Below are 21307 nucleotides of genomic sequence, written 5' to 3' on the forward strand. Positions count from 1 at the left end.
GAGAATATATGCAAGGATTTATATCTCAGGTATTAGGACCTGTTGTAGATGTTGAATTTAGCGATTATTTACCACAAATCAATGAAGCTATTGAAGTAAATTATGAGGTTGAAGGTAAGCAAATTCGTTTAATATTAGAAGTAGCAGCACATTTAGGTGATGGCCGTGTAAGAACTATTGCTATGGATATGACTGATGGTTTAGTAAGAGGAACTAAAGCTGTTAGCTTAGGTGCTCCAATTAGTGTTCCTGTTGGGGAAAAAGTTTTAGGAAGAATTTTCAATGTGGTTGGAGATTTAATTGATGAAGGTGCTCCAGAAAATTATGAAACAAAATGGGCTATTCATAGAGAACCACCTAAATTTGAAGACCAAAGCACAAAAAGTGAAATATTTGAAACTGGTATTAAAGTAGTTGATTTACTTGCTCCTTATGCAAAAGGTGGTAAAGTAGGATTATTTGGTGGTGCTGGTGTTGGTAAAACAGTTATTATTATGGAATTAATTCACAATGTTGCATTTAAACATAGTGGTTATTCAGTATTTGCTGGTGTTGGTGAGAGAACTCGTGAAGGAAATGACCTTTATAATGAAATGAAAGAAAGTAATGTTTTAGATAAAGTTGCTTTATGCTATGGTCAAATGAATGAACCACCAGGGGCAAGAAATCGTATTGCTTTAACAGGTCTTACAATGGCTGAATATTTTAGAGATGAAATGGGACTTGATGTTTTAATGTTTATTGATAATATCTTTAGATTTTCTCAATCAGGTTCAGAAATGTCGGCTTTACTTGGTCGTATTCCTTCAGCTGTTGGTTATCAGCCAACTTTAGCAAGTGAAATGGGTAAATTCCAAGAAAGAATTACATCAACTAAAAAAGGTTCAATTACTTCAGTTCAAGCTGTTTATGTTCCTGCTGATGACTTAACAGACCCAGCGCCTGCAACTGTTTTTGCTCACCTAGATGCTACAACGGTTTTAAATAGAAGTATTGCTGAAAAAGGAATTTATCCTGCGGTTGATCCACTTGATTCAACTTCAAGAATGCTTGACCCACAAATTATTGGTGAAGAGCATTATAAGGTAGCTCGTGGAGTTCAAAGTGTGCTTCAAAAATATAAAGATTTACAAGATATCATAGCTATTTTAGGTATGGATGAACTTAGCGAAGAAGATAAATTAGTTGTTGAAAGAGCTAGAAAAATTGAGAAATTCCTATCACAACCATTCTTCGTAGCTGAAGTTTTCACAGGTAGTCCTGGAAAATATATAAGCCTTGAAGAAACCATAGCTGGATTTAAAGGTATATTAGAAGGTAAATATGATGACTTACCTGAAAACGCATTTTATATGGTAGGAAATATTGAAGAGGCTATTAAGAAAGCAGAAAAATTAAAGGCTTAATATGGATAAATTAACTTTAGAAATAGTTACTCCACACGGAGAAATCTTTAATTCAGAAGTTAAATCAGTGTTGGTGCCAGGAAGTGAAGGTGAGTTTGGTGTTTTGCCAAACCACGCTTCTGTAATTTCTTTGCTTCAAGCTGGTGTAATTAGTGTGGAAAATTATGATGGTTCAAAGGAGCTTATAGCTATTGATTCAGGCCATGTAAAAGTTGATGAAAATAGTGTTGTTATTTTGGCTCAAGGTGCTGTTTATCTAGGTGGTAATGATAATTCAATAAGCAAAAAAAAGTTAGAAGAAGCTAAAGAATTATTAAAATCAGCAGGTGCAAATTCAGCAACCCTTGCCGCAACTTTAGGAAGACTGGATTCTAAATGAATTTGATTTCAGATTTTGACTTAGCTACTTTATTAGCAGTTGGGATTTTAGGTTTTTATTCTATTATTGCTTTAGCGATTTTTTTATATCGCTTAAGCAATATTTCTAAATTTTATCAAGAAGAGTTAAGAACTTTAGATAGGTTATTAAAAAATCAAGATTTATCTTTTGAGGCTTATTTTAAACCTTGTGAAGGTTCTATGAAAAAATTAGAGATTTATTATAATGAGGCTTCTAAAAATCTTAGTGAAGGCCTTACTTGGCTTAGTATTATTGCTACTACTTCGCCTTTTATAGGATTGTTTGGAACCGTTGTTTCAATATACTTTACTTTAATATCTTTAAATGGAAATGGTGATATTACTCAAATCGCTTCTCCAATTGGTCATGCTTTAATAGCTACTGCTAGTGGGATTATTTCTGCTATTTTAGCTTATACATTTCATTTAATTGTGAAACGAAAAGTATTTGAATGTTTAAATATTTTAGAGAGTCAAATAAAGATTATTAGCGATGAAAAATGATTTTTTACACGAAGACCCAGAGTTAAACATAACTCCTTTAGTTGATGTTATGTTAGTGTTATTGGTAATTTTAATGCTAGTAATTCCTAATTTAAAATATGATGAAAATATTAATTTACCAAATGGCTCAAAATCAAGTGTTAGCAAAGCAAAAAAAGATGATATTTTCGTAAGCATTACAAAAGATGAAGTAGTTTTAAATAAGAAAAAATATCCTTATATTGCTTTTTTTGATAATTTTAGTTTAATTAAAAATCAATTTGATAAAGATAAAATAGTTTATATATCTGGAGATAAAGATATAAGTTACGATAAGCTAATGCAAGTATTATCAACTTTTTCAAAAGCAGGATTTGTAAAAATTTCACTTCAAACAAAATGAGTAAATCAAAAGCTTTTTTATTATCTTGTTTAATATATGTGCTTACTATATTAATATTTATTTTGCTAATAAATATTTTTGCTAAAAATGAAGAAGTTATTAAATATGGTAATAGTGAAGTGGATATATTGTTCGTAGAAGATAATGTTGAAACTCCAGCCGAGGTTAAACAAGACTATACTAAAGAAGTAGCAAAAAAAATAAATAAAAGTACAGAAAATACAAGCAATGATAATGCTACAAAAGATAATCAAAATAAAGTAATTGAACAAAATGAAAAAGTAGAACAACAAACTGATAGTAAAGATAGTGATAGTGATTTAAGTAATTTGTTTGGGGATTTAAAAGTTAGCAAAAGTGAAAGAAAAAATCCAAAAAAGGAAACTAAGCAAGAAGAAAATAAATTAAATCAATCACAATTAGATGCTTTAAAAAAAATACAATCACAATTAGCTAATACAACAATTAAGTCAAATAATAATTCAGAGACTACACAAACATCTGCTAAGGTTTCTGGAATTTATGATGAATATTTTGGTAGAGTGAATGCGTATTTGAAAAATGTTTGGAGTTTAGTAACTGCTAATAGTTCAGATATTAATGATAAGGAAATTTTTGAAGTAGCTTTTACAATATCAAAAAATGGTATAATAAAAATCAAAGATAATGGTTTTAATGAAAGTTCTGCTTTAAGACAAAAGGCAAGAATTTTTATACAAACTATTAATCAACAAAACAAAAATTTAGGAATTCCACCAAATCAACAAGATTATAGTGGTAGTTTAAGGCTTTCGGTTATATTAAGTATCAAGGAGATAAAATGAAAAAGATATTTTTATTATGTTTTAGTTTAGTATGCTTAACTGCTGATATTATTATGGATGTGGTTAGCGAGCAAGAGGTGTTGCCTAAGATTAGAATAACTACAAGTAGTTTGGTTAATTTTGATTTTGATAAGGTAATTAAAAATGATGTTTTAGTAAGTTCTAAATTTGAAATTACTAATGAAAATAATGCAAATTATGAATTAAATTATAATTTAAATCCTGTAGGAAATAATTATGAGTTAAGCATAACTCTTAAGGGTATGAATAATGAAATTAAGTATAACAATACTTTTACTTATCCAAAAAGTGCTTATGTGTTTTTATCTCACAAAGCAATTTCACAAATGTTTAAGGACTTAAAATTAGCAGATTTAGACTGGATGAATAAAAAGATTTTAATTACTAGAAAAATAGCTGCTAAGCAAAGTCAAATTCTTATTGCAGATTACACTTTAAATTATCAAAAAATTATTATGCAAGGTGGATTAAATTTATTTGCAAAATGGGCAAATAGCAATCAAAATGAATTTTATTATACAGATTATAATAAAGATATTTTGAGTATATATAAATATAATTTATTGAATAATCAAAAAACTTTAATTACTCAAGGTTCTGGTATGTTAGCACTTAGTGATATTAGCAAAGATGGAACTAAAGCATTAATTACTAAAACAACAGAAGATCAACCAGAAATATTTTTATTAGATTTAAATACTAAAAATACAAAAAGACTTACTATGTATAAAGGAATAGATGTTAGTGCAAGATTTGTAGGTAGTGATAGTTTTGCTTTTGTTAGCGATAGAAGTTCTTATCCTAATTTATATTTACAAGGTCTTGATAAAACTAACGCAACTCAATTAGTTTATCATGGTAAAAACAATTCTGCCTTTAGTGTTTATAATAATTATATAGTTTATTCAAGTCGTGAAAAATCAGGAGATTTTAACTTATATGTTATGGCAACTGATTCGCAATATGTAAGACAATTAACATTAAATGGTAGAAATATTTTCCCTAATTTTAGTAGCGATGGTAAGACAATTATGTTTATAAAATTATTAGGAATGCAAAGTTCTTTAGGAATTTTAAGACTTGATGAGAATAAAGTGTATCATTTCCCACTAAAAGTTGGTAAAATTTCAACTTTGGATTGGTAATTAAATAAATTTTTAGTTTTGGAAATTATAATTTCAATTACTTTTTATGAAAGGAAAAAAATGAAAAAATTAGCTTATGCAGTTGCTTTAGCAGCTTTAGTTGTTGGTTGTAGTCAAAAGGCTACAGTTGAGGCTCCAAAAAAAGTGGAGGTTGCTCCAGATATGAATGTAGATGTTAAGGAAGATATTAATACTAAACTAGAAAGAATTAATAATTCTTTAGGTAAAGTATATTTTGACTTTGACAAATATGATATTCGTTCAGATATGTATGGCGTAGTATCAAATAACGCAAGTTTATTAAATCAAGATGGTAAAGATTTAAATATTGTTGTTGAAGGTAACTGCGACGAGTGGGGTAGTGAAGAATATAATCAAGCTTTAGGTTTAAAAAGAGCTAAAGCTGTTAAAGATGGTTTAGAATCTCAAGGAGTTAGCAGCTCAAGAATTACAATTAAAAGCTATGGCGAAAACAACCCAGTATGTAATGATAAAACAAAAGAATGCGATGCTCAAAATCGTAGAGCAGAAACAAAAGTTCAGTTTTAATTTATGCTAAAACAAATACTTTTTATAGGGGCTTTAGCCCCTATTATTTACGCAGAAACTTCAGCCTTTAATGCAGGTAATATAAATATTAAAGAGCCTTATGGGCTAACAGAAAATGAAAAAGTTTTATTAGAGAACAAAAAAAAGGTTGAAACTCTTAGTAAAGATTATACTGGTGTTGATTTTAAAACAAATAAGGCTTTAGAAAGAATTGAAGGTATTCAAAGTGTAGTTGATGATTTGAATAACAAAACTTATAATTTTGAAGGTAAATTATTAGAAGTAGAAAAGTTTTCAAAAGAAAAACTTGATATTTATGATAAAGATATTTCTGAAATAAAACAAGAATTAAAAAATCAAAAAAACAGCATTAATCAGTTAAAAAAGGCTTTAAGTGAATTAACAAATTTAGTTAGTAGCTTGGGCGAGAATAAAGCTGTAAAATCTACAACTCAGCAAGTAGTAGCAAATGAGGTTGCAGCTAAAAATGAAACTCCAGCTCAAAAAATGGCAAATGCTATAAGTTTATATAATAGTAAAGATTATGAAAATTCCGCAAAAATTTTTGAAGAATTAGTAAATGCAAAACATAAACCTGCACAATGTAATTTTTATTTAGGACAAATTGCATACGCACAAAAAGACTATAAAAATGCTATATATTATTACAAAACAAGTTCAGATTTATATAATAATCAAGGGGTAAAAGCTCCTAATATGCCTTTAATTTTATTAAATACCGCAAATTCGTTGAAGGCAATTAATGAAACAGAAAAAGCAAATAATTTTTATGCAGCACTTAAAAAACAATTTCCAGATTCAAGTGAAGCTAAAAGTATAAATTAATAGAAAGGATTAAAAATGGCTATAAAAAAAGACAGCGTAGTATCACTTAATTTTATATTGCGTGATGCAAAAACTAATGAAGTGTTAGAAAATAATACTGATTTTCATCCTATTTCATTTTTATTAGGTAGAAATCAAGTATTAGAGGCTTTAGAAGATGAAATTGCTAAACTAAATGAGGGTGATGAAAGTGATATTTTAATCACTAAAGATAAAGCTTGGCAAGAATATGATGAGAATTTGGTTCAAGAATTACCAAAAGAACAATTCGCAGGCATTGATTTAAATGTTGGCTTAGAATTATTCGGAGAAAACGAAGATGGCTCAACAGTTAGAGTTGTTGTTAAAGAAATCAAAGATAGTAGCGTAGTAATTGATTATAATCATCCTTATGCAGGAAGAGATTTATTATTTACCGTAAATATTAAAGAAGTAAGAGATGCTACTCCTGAAGAATTAGAAAGTGGTGCAGTAGCACAAGCTGGTGGATGTGGATGTGGAAATCACGGACATAGTGGTTGCAAAGGCGATGGAAGTTGCGGTCATCATCATGATGATGAAGATGATCATCACCATCATCACCACGGCGGCGGTTGTTGCAGAGGTTAAGAGCTAAGGTTTAGCTAAAATTGTTAAGGCGATTTATTTCGCCTTATACTAATATTTATTATATACTCAGAGTATTCAGTTTTTTAAAATTAATCATTTTTATAATTTTATTTTTTATGTCAAATCTTTAAAATACATTTATTGCTATCAAATTCATAAATTACAAGCAATCTTTAATATATAATCGTAAGTTATAAATATACAAAACTTATTATTTTTAACTTGATTTTTAATTTAATCATAAAAAAGTGCTAAAATTATGATATTAAAAATATAGATTGTATTAGTATTACAAGTTAAACTTCGTTTATTATTTTAATAATGGAATTTATATTTTTATAATATTATACAAAATGTAAAAAAGATTTATAATAGCTGTAATTAAAAGATTTTAATACTTGTATTATAAGATTTGATAATAAAATAAATTAAAAAGGAAAAATATGAATTACGCATTTTTATACCCAGGTCAAGGTTCTCAAAGTGCTTTTATGGGTCAAGAATTATTTGATAATTTTGAGTTTGTAAGAAAAACTTATGATGAAGTTAGTAGTTTTTGTGGTATTGATTTTCAAGAATTAATTTTTAGTAAAAATGATAGATTAGATATAAGTGAATTTACCCAACCTGCAATATTACTAAATAGCATTATGTATTATAAAGTATTTGAAAAATTACTAGAAGAAAATGGAATTTCTTTAAGAAAAAAAGATGATATAAAGCCTTTTATTAGTTATGAAGACACTCCATCTTTAGGACATTCTTTAGGAGAATTTTCGGCTTTATGTGCAAATAATGCACTTGAATTAAAAAATGCTTTAAAGCTAGTAAATATGCGTGGAAAATATATGCAAGAATGTGCAAGTAGCGAAAATCCTGCTTCTATGATGGTTATTTTAGGTTTAGATGATAATTTAGTAGAAGAAATTTGTGCTAAAGCAAATAAGGAAAATAAGCAAATCTATGCAGCAAATTACAATTGCGATGGTCAAATAGTTGTAGCTGGGCTTAAAAAAGATTTAGAAAATAGCATAGATGATTTTAAAAATGCTGGAGCAAAAAGAGCAATGCTACTTAATATGAGCGTAGCAAGTCATTGTCCTTTAATGCAAAGTGCAGCTAATAAATTAGAAAAAGAATTGTTGTTTAATGATGATTTCATACCAGTAATCTCAAATGCTTTTACAAAGCCTTATAGCACTAAAAATGAAGCCATTTTAGCTATAAAAGAGCAACTTATTAAGCCTGTTTTATATAAACAAAGCATAAAAAGTATAGAAAATAGCGTTGATGGTTTTATAGAATTTGGAAGCAGTGTTTTATGCGGACTTAATAAAAAAATAACAAACAAACCAAGTATTAGTATAAAAAGCCTAGAAGATATTGAAAATTTTATAAAAATATTTAAGGAAAACCTATGAAAATAGCAATTTTAGGTGCTATGCGTGAAGAAATTGAGCCAATTTTAAATGAGTATTCTTATAAAGAAAGTAAATATGCAAATAATACTTATTATTTCATTGATTACGCAGGTCATGAACTAATTATTGCTTATTCAAAAATAGGCAAAGTAAATTCAGCTCTAAGTGCAAGTGTAATGATAGAAAAATATAAGGCTGATTGTTTGCTTTTTACAGGCGTTGCAGGGTCGCTTAATCCTAATTTAAAAATAGGGGATTTATTAATTGCAGAAGAATTAGTGCAGCATGATATAGATATAACAGCATTCGGACACAAACCTGGCTATGTCCCTGAAACTAGCGTTTTTATAAAAACAAGTGAAAAATTAAATAATATTGCTAAAAAAGTAGCAAAAGAGCTTGATTTAAATGTAGTTAGCGGCATTATTGCGACATCTGATCAATTTATTTGCGATGAAACTAAGAAAAATTGGATTAAAGATACTTTTAATGCTGATGCGGTTGAGATGGAAGGAGCAAGCGTTGCTTTAGTTTGCGAAAGTCTTAATGTGCCTTGTTTTATACTAAGAGCAATTAGCGATGATGCAGGAGGAAATGCTGATGTTAGTTTTGATGAGTTTTTAGAACTAGCTGCTAAAAATAGTGCTAGATTTGTCTTAAAAATGTGCGAACATTTGTTTAAAAATGAGCTTAGTAAAAGACTTATTAAAGAAGTGGCAAGAGCTTGTGATAAGTTTAATTTGATTGAAGAAGGCGATAAGGTTTTAGTAGGACTTAGCGGTGGAAAAGATAGCTTAAGCTTACTAATGCTACTTAAACATATGCAAAGAGCAGTCCCGTTTAAGTTTGAATTTGAAGCAGTAACGCTTAGTTATGGAATGGGTGAAGATTATAAATATCTAAGTAATTATTGCAAGATTTTAGGCATAAAGCATACAATAATTGAAAGTAACATTTATGAGATTTCTAGTGAAAAAATCCGTCAAAATTCAAGCTTTTGCTCGTTTTTCTCTCGTATGAGAAGGGGATATTTATATACTTATGCTAAGGAAAATGGCTTTAATAAATTAGCTTTAGGACATCATTTAGATGATGCTATTGAGAGCTTTTTTATGAACTTTACTTATAATGGAGCTTTAAGAACACTTGCTGCAAAATTCACTTCAGCACAAGGAATTACCGTAATTCGTCCTTTGATATTTGTTCGTGAAAGAATGTTAAGAGAAAATGCTATTAAAAATGGTCTTAAAACAATAGGTGATGAAGCTTGTCCTGCTATGAGATTTGATGTAAAAATGCCACACGCAAGAGCAGAAACAAAAGAGCTTTTAGCAAGTCTTGAAGCACAAAATCCAAAATTATTTAAAAGCCTTGAAAATGCCTTTTTTAACATTCATTACGATACTTTTTTTGCAAACGAAGGTGCTAATTATTGCAAGGAATAATCTTAAATACCTTTAGCGTTAGGGATAAAGATTTAATAGTCTTTATCCTAAGCAGCGAAGAATTAGTAAAATGCTATAGATTTTACGGAGTTAGACACTCGCATTTAATAGTCGGAAATATTATTGATTATGAGCTAAGTATTCAGCCTTTATTTTTGCCAAAATTACATTCAACAATGCAATTAGCCTTACCTTGGAATGATTATGAGATTATTAAGGCTTGGCAGAGTTTTTGTGTGCTTTTATATGAGCATTTAAAAGATAATCAAGAGTGTGGAAGTTTTTATTATGATTTAAGTTTAAGAATAATTAATAGATTAAAAACTCAACATTATAAAAGAGTATTTTTAGATGCTTATGCTTTGATGATTGAGTATGAAGGTAGGCTTTATTTTAGTGAAACTTGCACGGAATGCAATAAAGAATTAAATGATTTTTTTTCTTTAGGAGAAGGATTTTTAATGTATTGTAGGAGTTGTAAAGTGAGTGTAAGTATCAATAAAATTAAGATGAAAGATTATCTAAAAAATAAAAATTCAGCTATATTTGAAGATAGTGAAATAGATTTATTATACGAAGTATTTTCTAAAAAATTATAAAACTACAAAAGCTAAATTAAATTCTTTATTTTAAAAATCTTAAACAATATTACAATGAATTTGAATTTTAAATAAAATTTATTATCAATATAACTATCATTTATTTAAAACTTATAAATATTATGATAATTATTTTTGTTATTAACTAAAAATATTATAGAATATCATTTTTATTATCAATTAAGGAGATATTTTGAGAAAATCTTTAAAACTTTCTTTGGCTTTATGCTTATTTGGTGGTGTTGGCTTATTGGCTAATGAGAATGCTAATCTTGATACTATTGAAGTAAATGCTAGTTCAATTGGATATTCTAATGTTGATTCGCTAAAAATCTCAAACAAAAACGCAGGTGCAATAAGAGATGTTATGCGTGATATTCCAGGTGTTTATGTGGCAGGGACAAATCAGTTTAATCAAAAACTTTATATGCGTGGCGTAAATGATAGGGGTATTAATATTACTATTGATGGTGCAAGACAACGTGGAAATATTTTTCATCACTCGGCTGATTTAGTTTTAGATGTTGATTTATTAAAAGCTATTGATGTTGGCGTGGGTGTTTTAAGTGTTGCTAATAACTCAGGTGCTTTAGGTGGTTCGGTTGCGTTTAAGACTGCAAGTGCATTTGATTTATTAGAAGGTGATGAGAGTTTTGGTGGTAAGTTTAAGACAGGCTATTCAACTAATAATAAAGAATGGCAAAAAAGCATAATGGCTTATGGTAAAACTGATAATAATTTTGGTCTTTTAGCATATATTAATCATAAAAATTATGGCTTCGGAAAAGATGGAAATGGCAATGATATTGGTGGTAAGGGTCATGATTTAAGCTATTTATTTAAAGTAAATTATGAAAAAGATGAGCATAAAGCAGGTCTTAGCTATGAGCATACTGAATATGATGGTGATTTTCCATTTAGAGGTGAGTTTGGTGGCTCGGTGGCATTTGATACAGGCACACTAAAAGCAGGAGAAAGAGCTCAACCTATTTTGCCTCAAAAAATGCAAAGAGATACCTATACATTTAATTACAATTACAATCCAAATGAATTAATTGATAGCGAATTTAGAGTTTATCATACAGAGCATAGGCTTATAAAAGATGAAGTTCCAAATTATGCAGAGTTTAAAAAATCAGGTGGTAAAGCATTTTTATCAAATGATGGGGTAAAAACCACAGGTGCTTATTTAAACAATAAATCAAGATTTGAAAATACTAGCTTTAATCAAGAAGTATTTTATGGACTTGAGTGGTATCAAACTACAAGCTTTAGAAAAAATCATTCAAGTTTAAAAGATGCAACAAATGGAGCAATTTCTGTAACTCCTACAAACAATCATCCTAAAGAAGTAGCAAACAACCTATCAGTATTTTTACAAGATACTATTCAAATTGGTGGATTTAGCATAATTCCTGGAGTTAGATTTGATAGATTTACTATAGATAATTTTGGCAAGAAAACTCAAGGATTTAATAATTTTAGCCCTGCATTAGCACTTGATTATAAGGCAGAAAACGGCATTAATTTATTTGCTGGGTATTCAAAAGTATTTAGAGGACCTGATCCGATTGAAGCTTTAAGACTTAGCGAAAATACATTTAATACAAATTATATTGATGAGAATTTAGAGCCTGAAACAGGTGATGCTTATGAAGCTGGATTTGGGTATAAAAATAACTTTAATGAACATAATGTTAATTTTGTGGCTAAGTATTTTTATACTGATTATAAGAATTTAATTAAAGAAAATGTAAGCGTAACAACTACTCAAAACGGACAAACAATTAAGAATAATTACAATCGTATGAATATGGGTAAATCTAATGTTCGTGGGGTTGAATTATATGCTTCTTATGCTTATGAGAATTTAAAATTTAGTGCAAGTTATACTCATCAAACAACAAAACATAAAGACAAAAGTAAAGTTGGTGGCGTAATGGCATATAGTGATAGTGGGGATAAATATACATTTAATGCTGAATATTTTGCTAGTCCAATTGATACATTATTTGGTTATAACCTAATAGCTTTTGCTGGTAAGACTTTAGAAGATGGAACTAAAAAAGCAGGTTATGGTGTAAGTGAAATATATGCAAGTTATATGCCTACTCAAAATCTTGAAATAAACTTAAGCGTTGGCAATCTATTTGATAAAACTTATGTTTCACATTCTCAAAGAAGATTTGGTGTTGAAACTGCAAACGACTATGAAGCAGGAAGAAATATAAAACTAGGCTTTAGTTACAAATTCTAAACTAAAAAAGGCTTTTTAGCCTTTTTTAGAATATCAATTATTAGGAGAAAATGTGGAATTTTTAAAAGAATATTTAGATTATTTTGTGTTTGCGATATTATTTTTTATGAGCTTTTTAGTTTTGGCATTTAGTATTGAAAGGCTAATATTTTTTAAAAATATTGATATTAAAAATTATAAATGTAAAGATGAATTAGAAATAGCACTTAGTAAAAATCTCACCTGTCTTTACATCGTTTATCAAAACGCTCCTTATATAGGTTTGCTTGGCACGGTAATAGGCATAATGATTACATTTTATGATATGGCAAATGCAGCTACTATGGACGCAAAAAGTATTATGCTAGGGCTATCACTTGCTCTTAAAGCAACAGCACTTGGACTTGTTGTGGCAATCCCAACTCTTATGATATACAACGCATTTATTAGAAAAGTTGATATTGTATTATCAAGATTTAAGGAAAATAATGAGAGTAAATAAAGAAGGCTTAAATCTAGTTCCATTTATTGATATTATGCTAGTTTTACTTTGCATTGTTTTAAGTGTTAGCACCTTTATAGCAGAAGAAAAAATCGCTATAAACTTACCAAAATCAGAAAATAGCGTAAGCATTGATGATAAGCAAAAAGTATTTATAAGTATTAATGAAACTGGCGAGATATTTTATAATGAAAGTTTGCTTAGCGTAGATGAATTAAAGACAAAATTATCAAGCATTAGTAAAGATGAAATTGTAATTTTACGCTCTGATGAGAACGCTAGTTATAAACATTTTGTAAAAATAGTGGATATTTTAAAAGAGTTAAAGCATGAAAATTTTGCTATTGCAACAGAAAAATAAAATCGCATTTTTCATCTCCTTTTTAGTTCATGCGGTTTTGTTGGCGTGTTTTTTTAGAATTGATGTAAAGACAAGTGAGATTAAAAATGATAAAGCTTTAGCGGTGCTTTTTTATGCTCCTAGCATACCTCAAAATGCTGTTAAAGAAGAAATAATTGAAGAAATCAAAGAAATAAAAGAAGAAATAATCAAAGAAGAGATAAAAGAAGAAAAATTTGCTTTAAAACCTAAAAAAAAGCACCATAAAAAACCAAAACCAAAGCAAGAAGTAAAAGAAATTAAAAAAACTCAAGATGAGCCAATCACACCTAAAAACGAACCTTTAGCAAGCAAGATAAATGAAGCTAAACCAACTACTACAATTAGTAATAATACTCCTGCAGGTGGGAATAATCAAGATGAATTAATCTCTCATATTCAATCAGTTTTAAATAAAACTGCTAAGAGCAATTATCCTATGAGTTCAAGAAAAAGGCGTGAGCAAGGAGTAGTGGTTGTAGGATTTACCTATGATTATGGTAAGGCAAAAAATATAAAAATACTTAAGCCATCAAAATATGAAAATCTAAATAAAGCAGGGATTAAAAGCGTTGAGATAGCGAAATTTAAGCGTTATGAAAGAGTTTTAGATATTAGTGTGCCGCTTAAGTTTAGCTTACATTAAAAATTAGTGCTTAATTGCACTAATTTAAAAATTATAATTTAGATTAAAAGTATATAGCCTTGAATTAGCGTATTTATAACATAATTCGTTATTACAATTAAATACGTTGATTTTATTTTTGCTATTTAAAATATTTAAGATATTAAAACTTATTTTTAATTTAGTATTTTTAATATTTTTAGTATAGCCAAATCCTAAATTCCAATTCAAATATGACTTAAGTTTAGTATCGCTAAATATTTGCATATTTAAATTCTTATCGTATTGTGAGTATAAATCATTTTTCGCTGAATGATAAGTGATTTCATTAATCAAGTTAAAATTATCATAAAATAAATTATGAGTAAAATTAGCTATAAAAGGCTCATAAACAAATGGCAATTCGCTTGATTTTATAGTTTTACCATTATAGATTATGTTTTTACCAGTTGTGCTTAAATAATTAGTCGCACTACCTTTTTTATGTAGATAGCTAAGATTTAAATCAAAATAATTTTTAGTATTAAATATACTAATTTCATTGCTAGATAAATTAAGACTTACAATATCATTAGCTGTTTTTTTGCCATTATAATAAACTTTATAATTATTATCAGTATCGTTTATACTTTCTAAGCCTAATTCTTCTTGATTTGCTGAATAAATTTCATTATAAGTTTTGCGTTTAATGTATTTTAATAACATTTTAAAATATTTAAATTCTGCGTTGTAATATAGGCTAAACTCATTAGCATAAGGGCTTTTTAATCCCATAAAAACTCTATCTTTTTGCCATTTTGTATCTTGTATCCAAGGGCTATTATAATCAATTCTTGAATACTCTTCATATCCACTAAAATAATCATCATATAAAATATAAGCTAAAAGCCCTTTATCATAATATTTATTAAATCCAAATCCTAAAAATTGATTATCATTTAAATAATACTCAAGTCCTGTTCTAGGGGCTATATTAAATCTTTTGCTAAGGCTAACATAATCATTTCTAAGACCTAATCTAAATCTAAAATTATGATATTTAATATCGCTTTGTATAAATTGAGCGTAGTTATTTATTGATTTTTTAGCTTTTGCAAAATGTGTTTCATAATATGAAAAATATTGATTATTTATGCAACTAATATCATTTTCTTTACAAGCTAGAATATCAATTGGTTTTTCATATCTTGTATAAGGATTAATTCTATTTATTTTGCCTTGATTTTTACTAAGTTCAAAACCAAAATTAAAGCTATATTCTAAATCATTATTTTTAAATTCATTAGTTTTAGCATCTAATTTATATTGATATGATTTTTCAGTTTGTAAGGTATCTCCTAGCCCACCATAACTTTGCTTTATACCTGAAGGTAAGATGAATTGATACTGAACTTTTTTATCATAAATTCTTGAAGAATTTGATTTTAAAAATGATAAATGCTGATTAAGATTTATATTTTTTAATTCACTTTCAAGATTAAAAGCTAGGCTAAATCCACCATAATTTACTTTCATATTAGAATCAATTACGCCTTCTTGAAATTGATTTATTAAATAAGGATTATAAATAAAAGTTGAGCTAAGAATATGGTTATCATAATCTTTTTGAGTTTTTAGCAAAATTAAGTTATTTGTATCGCTGATTTTATTTATTGTGTATATATCTTTTTGCTTTATTTTTGTATTTGAATAATTACTACTTACAAAAAATAAAATTCCAAAAGTATCATTTAAATATGAGCTAAAATTAGCACTGAAATATCTTTTATAATAATTACTAAAATCTTGATAACCATATCCACTAGAATATTTTTGCCTTATTTTATCATCTATAAAAATATTATCTTGAAAGCTATATCCAAGACTAAATCCACCACTTGGATTTTTTGATGGGCTTTTGATTTTTGCATCAATTACTCCACCTAAAAATCCACCATAACTAGCACTTACAAAACTATCATAAATGCTTAAATTATCTATAATTTCGCTATCTATATTAAGCGAATATGAACCAAGAGATGGGTTATACCAGACATTTTTATATAGCGTTTTTGACATAGCTGGTTGAATGGTGCTTGTTATGTTTATTCCATCTATAAACATTTGATTTTGATAGGTTTTAGCACCATTGATTGAAAAATCATCTGGCTTTAAAGAATTTGAATTATCGCTATCTTTAGTAGTAATTCTTATATTTGTATGATTTTTGATAAGTTCATCTAAAGTGTGATTTTGTTTTATTTGAGTATTAAGATAGGCTTTATTGTAAATAGTGTTAGAAAATTCTAAATAATCAATATTTTGCACTGCATTAATATTGATTTCATCTAAGGTATTTGCATAAATATATGTAGCTAAAAATATGCTTAGCCTAATTTTATTTTTGCAAAATTGCTTCATAGCCATCTTTTGCTAAACATTTTAAAAGTGATTTTTCATCATAAGTTTTATCACTTATTTTTAGAGTTTTAGAATTTAAATCTACTTTATAATTTTTGCTAACTTTACTAGCACAAAAACTAATAAAATCAACACAAACTTCACAAGCCATATCTTTTATAAAATAAACATTTGCATTAAGATTAAGTGCTAAAAGCATTATAAAAAATGCTTTCATTGTTGCACTGCTTTATAGCCGATTTCGTTGATTTTTTCTACTATTGCTTTAATATCTACATCTTTAGCAAAAGTAATAACTAAATCTTTAGAATTAAAATCAGCCTTATAATCTTTAACTTCAGCAATACTTTTAGACGCTTCTATTATTTTTTTAGCACAACCATTGCAACCCATATTTTTTACATTTAATAAATAACTTACATCAGCAAAAGCTAAACTTGATAAAATTGACACAAATAATAATTTTTTCATACATTCTCCTTAAAAAATATTAATTATAAAAATCATTTCTTAAGAATAATTGAAAATAATTATAAATATTATATAAAAAATTAAATTAGAATTTAAAATATTATTTTGATATTTTAATATTAGCTAATTTTTAAATATAATTAAAAATTATTTTTATATAAAGGTTTATATTGTTTAAAAAATATTTGTTATTTTTATTTAGTTTAACTTTTTTAAATGCTTTAATTATCAATGAAAATGAAGTGATTTCAAATCAGATAATTACAAATGAAGATATAGATAATGAAGGCGTCATAAATAGTGATAAAAATCAATTTTCTGGTGTTTTTAATAATAATTTTGGTGCTACTTTAAGTGGTAATTTTTCTACTTTTAACGAGGTGTATAATGGTGGATTTTTTGAAGGCTCATTTCATAATATTCAAATGTTTGTTAATAATGGATATTTCTTAAGCACCAATACTACTACAAATCAAGAGTTTTTTAATCTATATGATGGAATGATAGAAGCTAATCACAATAATTTTTTTAATATGCAAAATTATGGCTTAATTTATGGAGATGATAATATTTTTTATGATTTTATTAACTTTCAAGAAGGCTGGATTTTTGGAGATAACAATACTTTTAATGGAGATGTTTTAAATGATACTGATGGGCTTATATCTGGAAATAATTTATCATTTAAATCAACTTTAGAAAATAATTCATATATTTTTATAGATAATAAAGCTAGTTTTAATGAAGTGATTAATAATGCTGTTATGGATGTAAATAATGCAGAATTTATTGGCGAAGTAATCAATAATGATACTATCAATGGGGATTTTTTAGAATTTAAAAATAATCTAAAAAATAATCAAAATAGCACTATTTCTGGAGAGAATTTAACTTTTGCAAATACTTATAATGATGGTATGATTTTAGGTGATATTACTACTTTTAATAAAGAATTAGATAATGATATTAATGGCTGGGTTATAGGAAATGATATTACCTTTAATGATAGGGTTATTAATAATGGTGATTTAGTAGGAAGCAATTTTAAGTTTAAAAATCAATTAGAAAATACTTTAAATGTAGATAGTATTTATTCTAGTTTTGAAAAGATAAATAATAGTGGATTTTTTACAAGTTATAAATCTACTTTTAATAATACCATTACTCAAAGCGATAATGCGTATTTTTATGCTAATGCATCTGCTATTAATGCTGATATTTTAGGTGGGGATATTGAGATTGCTTATAGTAATTTAGCTAATGAAGAATTAAAAGTAAAAAATGCGAAAATCAATAATTCTACAATTAATTCAAAAAATATGATTTTTGATAATTTGATTTTAAATTCTTCATCAATTTATGGTGGTTTTAGAGCTAAAACACTAGAAGCTAATAATAATAATTTTGTTCTTTATTTTAATGATGGTTTTAGTGGGGCTATTGTCGTTGATGAAGAGATAAAAGGCGTAAATAATGATATAAAAATTGTAAATTATCAAAATAATTTAGGATTTTTTCCTTTACTTTTAGCAAGGAGTAGTAAGGATTTAAGTAAAGATTTTGCTGTATATACTATAAAAGGCTTTAGTGTTTTTGGTTTTGATAAAGAAGTAATAGTAAAAAAAGAGCAAAATGGAGCTTTTTTGCTTGGGATAGGGGATTTTAACTCTTTAAATATTAGCGATATTAATGAATTATTTGATGATAAATATAAAAAGAATTTAGAAAATAATGCAATAAATAAAATTACAGCAAAAAATCCTGATATTGCAAAAATTGGTGTGGATAAAAAGCTAATTAATAATATAAAAAATAAATTCTATAAAGAAGATTTATTAAATTATTCTATTTCAAGATTAAATTTTGATAGCAAAAGGTTTGATTATTTAGATTATGAGTATTTAAGTGGGGATATAAATGATATAAATTATTGGCTAAATCTAATAAAAATAAATAAATCTAATGAATATAATTATTTTTATAATAATTTAGGATTATTTTTATATAGCTTAAATAATGAAAGCAAAAATCATAAAATCTATGGCGGCGGATTTTATGCTAATTTTAATTTTGATAATTTTTATATAAATACTGATTTTAAATACAATGAGCACGAAGTTGCGATAAATCTTGATGATTTAGGGATTATAAATAAAGATTATTTTAGCGTTAATTCAAAAGTAGAATTTGGATTAAGTTATGAAAATTATTTTGTATATAAGCCAAATATTGCTTTTGTTTTTGAATACTTACCAAAGACAAAATATAAAAATGAATATATAAAAGCTTTATTTAAAAGGCAAAATAATTGCTTTTTAAAATTAGGTTTTGCTTTAGAATACCTTAACAATGATTTTGCATTTTCGCTAAATAGTAATTATTTTAAAAGCTTAAGCAAGGATAAATTGCTTATTATAAGTGATGGATATTCTAAAGAAAATCTATATTTTAAAAATCTTAATAGTTTTGAGCTTGGAATACAAACTAAGTATTTATTAAATGATAGTTTAAGTTTGGATATTGATTTAAGTAAGCAGTTTTTTAAAGAATTTAATTCTTATTTTTTTAAGATTGGTTTTGGATATAAGTTTTAGGCAAAATTATATATTTTGCCTTTTTATAAATTAAACATATGATTTAATGGGCCTCTGCCACTTCCTAAGTTTGGAGCAAATTCCATTGCATTTTGTGTATATAATTTAGCATCTTTTACAGCTTGTAGTTTAGAAAGTCCATTAGCTAAATTAGCAGCTATAGAAGCACTTAAAGTGCATCCTGCTCCGTGATCGTTTGTGGTATTTAAAGGTTTGCCGTAAAGCTCGTAAAAGTCTTTTCCATCATAAAAATAATCTATTGCTAAATCAAAATATTTTCCACCTTTAGCAATCACGCTTTTAGCACCTAAGTCTATTAATTTTTTAGCAGCATCTTTTAGTTTTTCTTTAGAATTAATCTCAAATCCACATAAAAGTTCGGCTTCTAATTTGTTAGGCGTTAAAATATCAGCGAATTTGATAAACTCATTTACATAAAGCTTAAAATCTTCATCTCCTATTAATCTAAAACCACTTTTAGCAAACATAACAGGGTCAATTACTATATTTTTAGGTTTATATTCTTTAAATTTTTCAATAGTTAATCTTATTAAATTAGCATCCCCCATTAATCCTGTTTTTAGTGCTTTTGGTGGAATATCTTTAAATACTGCATCAAATTGAGCCGATACAATATCTTCATTCATAACACAAGCACCATAAACTCCTTGAGTATTTACAGCATATACTCCTAAAACTACTGCCATTCCAAAAGTTTTATGCATAGTAAAGGTTTTTAAATCAGCTTCAAGTCCGCTACCACCACTGCAATCACTTCCTGCAATTGTTAGAACTGGATTTAACATATAAACTCCTTATATTGGTTAAAAGAGAAATAATACTCTAAAAATTTATAATTTTATTATAATATTTGCCTTTTTTATAAATTTATTAGGAACAAAAATGTTTAACCTTGATATAAACTTATTTTCTTACATTAGCGTTAGGGCTTTTTTAGCGTTTTTATTATCGTTTATTATTACATTAATTATTATGCCACTTTTTATTTCTTGGGCAAAGAGTGTAGGGGCTAATCAGCCAATTTTAAGTGATGCACCACTAAATCATCAAAAAAAATCTAATACTCCTACAATGGGTGGGGTTGTTTTTATTTGTGCTGCTTTATTATCTAGTCTTGTTTTTACTACATTTAATGTTTATAGTTTTAGTGCGATTTTGTGTATTGTTTGTTTTGGTGCTATTGGAATAATTGATGATTTAGGCAAGGTATTAAAAAAGGCAAATAAAGCTGGGTTAAAACCACGCTCTAAAATGATTTTAATGTTAATTGCATCTTTAATAACAATATTACCTATTATGATATATGGGAATTTTAGCACAGAACTTTTTGTCCCATTTTATAAATATCCTATAATTGATATGAAGTATTTTGCTTTATTATTTTGGGTATTGGTGTTAATTTCTAGCTCAAATGCTATTAATCTAACTGATGGGCTTGATGGGCTTGCTTGTGTGCCTAGTGTGTTTTCACTATTTACATTATCAGTGTTTTTATATCTTAGCTCAAATGCTGTTTATGCTAATTATTTATTGTTACCTAGAGTAAGCGGGAGTGAAGAATGCGTTGTGATTGCACTTGCATTAATTGGTGCTTTACTAGGATTTTTATGGTATAACTGCCATCCAGCACAAGTATTTATGGGAGATAGCGGCTCTCTTACATTAGGAGCTATTGTTGGATATTTAGCGATAATTTCAAAAAATGAGATTTTATTAATTTTAATAGGTTTTGTTTTTGTTCTTGAGACTATTAGCGTTATTTTACAAGTTGGAAGTTTTAAAATATTTCATAAAAGGATTTTCAAAATGGCTCCAATTCATCATCATTTTGAGCAAATTGGTTGGAGTGAAAATAAAATCATAGTTAGATTTTGGCTAATTGCATTTATTTGCAATGTTTTAGCGTTAATTACTATTAAATTAAGGTGA

At 27.2% G+C, this 21307-nt stretch carries 22 protein-coding genes and 1 pseudogene; 19 read left to right on the forward strand and 4 right to left on the reverse strand.

The window, feature by feature from the left end; translation table 11 throughout:
• Positions 1 to 8: 8 nt before the first annotated feature.
• The 17 genes and pseudogenes from atpD to AVBRAN9333_RS04510 all read left to right on the forward strand — a co-directional run bounded on the left by atpD (position 9) and on the right by AVBRAN9333_RS04510 (position 13913).
• Entirely contained in the window at positions 9 to 1406 is a 1398-nt protein-coding gene (gene atpD / locus AVBRAN9333_RS04430) for a F0F1 ATP synthase subunit beta (RefSeq protein ID WP_214117371.1), read from the forward strand.
• 1 nt (position 1407) lies between these two features.
• Positions 1408 to 1785, forward strand: coding sequence for an ATP synthase F1 subunit epsilon (atpC, locus tag AVBRAN9333_RS04435; RefSeq protein ID WP_214117370.1), 378 nt, complete (start codon positions 1408 to 1410; stop codon positions 1783 to 1785).
• Entirely contained in the window at positions 1782 to 2309 is a 528-nt protein-coding gene (locus AVBRAN9333_RS04440; protein WP_214117369.1) for a MotA/TolQ/ExbB proton channel family protein, read from the forward strand. Before atpC ends, AVBRAN9333_RS04440 begins: the two co-directional genes overlap by 4 nt.
• Entirely contained in the window at positions 2299 to 2691 is a 393-nt protein-coding gene (locus AVBRAN9333_RS04445; RefSeq protein ID WP_214117368.1) for a biopolymer transporter ExbD, read from the forward strand. Before AVBRAN9333_RS04440 ends, AVBRAN9333_RS04445 begins: the two co-directional genes overlap by 11 nt.
• A complete protein-coding gene (locus tag AVBRAN9333_RS04450) occupies positions 2688 to 3515 on the forward strand; it encodes a hypothetical protein (protein ID WP_336609501.1) in 828 nt (275 codons plus the stop codon). The genes AVBRAN9333_RS04445 and AVBRAN9333_RS04450 overlap by 4 nt, the downstream gene beginning before the upstream one ends.
• Positions 3512 to 4681, forward strand: a complete 1170-nt coding sequence (locus tag AVBRAN9333_RS04455; RefSeq protein ID WP_214117366.1) for a PD40 domain-containing protein — start codon at positions 3512 to 3514, stop codon at positions 4679 to 4681. Before AVBRAN9333_RS04450 ends, AVBRAN9333_RS04455 begins: the two co-directional genes overlap by 4 nt.
• 60 nt (positions 4682 to 4741) lie before the next feature.
• Positions 4742 to 5230 carry an OmpA family protein gene (locus tag AVBRAN9333_RS04460; RefSeq protein WP_214117365.1) on the forward strand — a complete coding sequence of 163 codons (489 nt, stop codon included), beginning with the start codon at positions 4742 to 4744 and terminating at the stop codon, positions 5228 to 5230.
• Positions 5231 to 5233: 3 nt separating this feature from the next.
• On the forward strand, positions 5234 to 6076 hold the full coding sequence (locus AVBRAN9333_RS04465) for a tetratricopeptide repeat protein (RefSeq protein ID WP_336609502.1): 843 nt from the start codon (positions 5234 to 5236) through the stop codon (positions 6074 to 6076).
• Between the two features lie 15 nt (positions 6077 to 6091).
• Positions 6092 to 6685: an FKBP-type peptidyl-prolyl cis-trans isomerase gene (locus AVBRAN9333_RS04470; RefSeq protein WP_214117363.1), complete on the forward strand. Its 594-nt coding sequence runs from the start codon at positions 6092 to 6094 to the stop codon at positions 6683 to 6685.
• Positions 6686 to 7128: 443 nt separating this feature from the next.
• Positions 7129 to 8106, forward strand: a complete 978-nt coding sequence (locus AVBRAN9333_RS04475) for an ACP S-malonyltransferase (RefSeq protein ID WP_336609503.1) — start codon at positions 7129 to 7131, stop codon at positions 8104 to 8106.
• A pseudogene (locus AVBRAN9333_RS04480) lies at positions 8103 to 8783 on the forward strand (5'-methylthioadenosine/adenosylhomocysteine nucleosidase); the annotation flags it as partial. The gene AVBRAN9333_RS04475 and the pseudogene AVBRAN9333_RS04480, both read left to right, overlap by 4 nt.
• On the forward strand, positions 8769 to 9551 hold the full coding sequence (locus AVBRAN9333_RS04485) for an ATP-binding protein (RefSeq protein ID WP_214117410.1): 783 nt from the start codon (positions 8769 to 8771) through the stop codon (positions 9549 to 9551). The pseudogene AVBRAN9333_RS04480 and the gene AVBRAN9333_RS04485, both read left to right, overlap by 15 nt.
• Positions 9539 to 10150, forward strand: coding sequence for a recombination protein RecO (recO, locus tag AVBRAN9333_RS04490; RefSeq protein WP_336609504.1), 612 nt, complete (start codon positions 9539 to 9541; stop codon positions 10148 to 10150). Before AVBRAN9333_RS04485 ends, recO begins: the two co-directional genes overlap by 13 nt.
• 193 nt (positions 10151 to 10343) lie before the next feature.
• Complete coding sequence (locus AVBRAN9333_RS04495; protein ID WP_336609505.1) at positions 10344 to 12407, forward strand: TonB-dependent receptor domain-containing protein; 2064 nt, start codon at positions 10344 to 10346, stop codon at positions 12405 to 12407.
• A 52-nt stretch (positions 12408 to 12459) separates the two neighbouring features.
• On the forward strand, positions 12460 to 12888 hold the full coding sequence (gene exbB, locus AVBRAN9333_RS04500) for a TonB-system energizer ExbB (RefSeq protein ID WP_336609506.1): 429 nt from the start codon (positions 12460 to 12462) through the stop codon (positions 12886 to 12888).
• A complete protein-coding gene (gene exbD, locus AVBRAN9333_RS04505) occupies positions 12875 to 13249 on the forward strand; it encodes a TonB system transport protein ExbD (RefSeq protein WP_214117358.1) in 375 nt (124 codons plus the stop codon). The genes exbB and exbD overlap by 14 nt, the downstream gene beginning before the upstream one ends.
• Complete coding sequence (locus tag AVBRAN9333_RS04510) at positions 13218 to 13913, forward strand: TonB family protein (protein WP_267524604.1); 696 nt, start codon at positions 13218 to 13220, stop codon at positions 13911 to 13913. The genes exbD and AVBRAN9333_RS04510 overlap by 32 nt, the downstream gene beginning before the upstream one ends.
• A gap of 24 nt (positions 13914 to 13937) precedes the next feature.
• Here the strand turns inward: AVBRAN9333_RS04510 and AVBRAN9333_RS04515 are convergent, their stop codons facing one another.
• From AVBRAN9333_RS04515 to AVBRAN9333_RS04525, 3 genes are read right to left on the reverse strand one after another with little or no spacing between them, the layout of a single operon-like run.
• Positions 13938 to 16292 (reverse strand): TonB-dependent receptor plug domain-containing protein, encoded by a 2355-nt coding sequence (locus tag AVBRAN9333_RS04515; protein ID WP_336609507.1) that lies wholly within the window; start codon positions 16290 to 16292, stop codon positions 13938 to 13940.
• A complete protein-coding gene (locus AVBRAN9333_RS04520; protein ID WP_214117355.1) occupies positions 16270 to 16509 on the reverse strand; it encodes a hypothetical protein in 240 nt (79 codons plus the stop codon). The genes AVBRAN9333_RS04515 and AVBRAN9333_RS04520 overlap by 23 nt, the downstream gene beginning before the upstream one ends.
• On the reverse strand, positions 16506 to 16763 hold the full coding sequence (locus tag AVBRAN9333_RS04525; protein WP_214117354.1) for a heavy-metal-associated domain-containing protein: 258 nt from the start codon (positions 16761 to 16763) through the stop codon (positions 16506 to 16508). The genes AVBRAN9333_RS04520 and AVBRAN9333_RS04525 overlap by 4 nt, the downstream gene beginning before the upstream one ends.
• Before the next feature lie 170 nt (positions 16764 to 16933).
• Here AVBRAN9333_RS04525 and AVBRAN9333_RS04530 point away from each other — a divergent pair, with 170 nt between their 5' ends.
• Entirely contained in the window at positions 16934 to 19357 is a 2424-nt protein-coding gene (locus AVBRAN9333_RS04530; protein WP_336608395.1) for a hypothetical protein, read from the forward strand.
• 23 nt (positions 19358 to 19380) lie between these two features.
• On the opposite strand, the gene thiD is transcribed toward AVBRAN9333_RS04530, so the two are convergent.
• Positions 19381 to 20163, reverse strand: coding sequence for a bifunctional hydroxymethylpyrimidine kinase/phosphomethylpyrimidine kinase (gene thiD, locus AVBRAN9333_RS04535; RefSeq protein ID WP_214117352.1), 783 nt, complete (start codon positions 20161 to 20163; stop codon positions 19381 to 19383).
• A 97-nt stretch (positions 20164 to 20260) separates the two neighbouring features.
• Between thiD and mraY the strand changes: the two genes are divergently transcribed.
• Positions 20261 to 21307, forward strand: coding sequence for a phospho-N-acetylmuramoyl-pentapeptide-transferase (gene mraY / locus AVBRAN9333_RS04540; RefSeq protein ID WP_214117351.1), 1047 nt, complete (start codon positions 20261 to 20263; stop codon positions 21305 to 21307).

Source organism: Campylobacter sp. RM9333 (genome assembly GCF_020137705.1).
In the GTDB taxonomy this organism is placed as follows: domain Bacteria; phylum Campylobacterota; class Campylobacteria; order Campylobacterales; family Campylobacteraceae; genus Campylobacter_E.

Coding starts and splice junctions, on each gene's coding strand:
- atpD (WP_214117371.1), top strand. CDS start 9: ATGCAAGGATTTATATCTCAGGTATTAGGACCTGTTGTAGATGTTGAA.
- atpC (WP_214117370.1), top strand. CDS start 1,408: ATGGATAAATTAACTTTAGAAATAGTTACTCCACACGGAGAAATCTTT.
- AVBRAN9333_RS04440 (WP_214117369.1), top strand. CDS start 1,782: ATGAATTTGATTTCAGATTTTGACTTAGCTACTTTATTAGCAGTTGGG.
- AVBRAN9333_RS04445 (WP_214117368.1), top strand. CDS start 2,299: ATGAAAAATGATTTTTTACACGAAGACCCAGAGTTAAACATAACTCCT.
- AVBRAN9333_RS04450 (WP_336609501.1), top strand. CDS start 2,688: ATGAGTAAATCAAAAGCTTTTTTATTATCTTGTTTAATATATGTGCTT.
- AVBRAN9333_RS04455 (WP_214117366.1), top strand. CDS start 3,512: ATGAAAAAGATATTTTTATTATGTTTTAGTTTAGTATGCTTAACTGCT.
- AVBRAN9333_RS04460 (WP_214117365.1), top strand. CDS start 4,742: ATGAAAAAATTAGCTTATGCAGTTGCTTTAGCAGCTTTAGTTGTTGGT.
- AVBRAN9333_RS04465 (WP_336609502.1), top strand. CDS start 5,234: ATGCTAAAACAAATACTTTTTATAGGGGCTTTAGCCCCTATTATTTAC.
- AVBRAN9333_RS04470 (WP_214117363.1), top strand. CDS start 6,092: ATGGCTATAAAAAAAGACAGCGTAGTATCACTTAATTTTATATTGCGT.
- AVBRAN9333_RS04475 (WP_336609503.1), top strand. CDS start 7,129: ATGAATTACGCATTTTTATACCCAGGTCAAGGTTCTCAAAGTGCTTTT.
- AVBRAN9333_RS04485 (WP_214117410.1), top strand. CDS start 8,769: ATGTGCGAACATTTGTTTAAAAATGAGCTTAGTAAAAGACTTATTAAA.
- exbD (WP_214117358.1), top strand. CDS start 12,875: ATGAGAGTAAATAAAGAAGGCTTAAATCTAGTTCCATTTATTGATATT.
- AVBRAN9333_RS04510 (WP_267524604.1), top strand. CDS start 13,218: ATGAAAATTTTGCTATTGCAACAGAAAAATAAAATCGCATTTTTCATC.
- AVBRAN9333_RS04515 (WP_336609507.1), bottom strand. CDS start 16,292: ATGAAGCAATTTTGCAAAAATAAAATTAGGCTAAGCATATTTTTAGCT.
- AVBRAN9333_RS04520 (WP_214117355.1), bottom strand. CDS start 16,509: ATGAAAGCATTTTTTATAATGCTTTTAGCACTTAATCTTAATGCAAAT.
- AVBRAN9333_RS04525 (WP_214117354.1), bottom strand. CDS start 16,763: ATGAAAAAATTATTATTTGTGTCAATTTTATCAAGTTTAGCTTTTGCT.
- thiD (WP_214117352.1), bottom strand. CDS start 20,163: ATGTTAAATCCAGTTCTAACAATTGCAGGAAGTGATTGCAGTGGTGGT.
- mraY (WP_214117351.1), top strand. CDS start 20,261: ATGTTTAACCTTGATATAAACTTATTTTCTTACATTAGCGTTAGGGCT.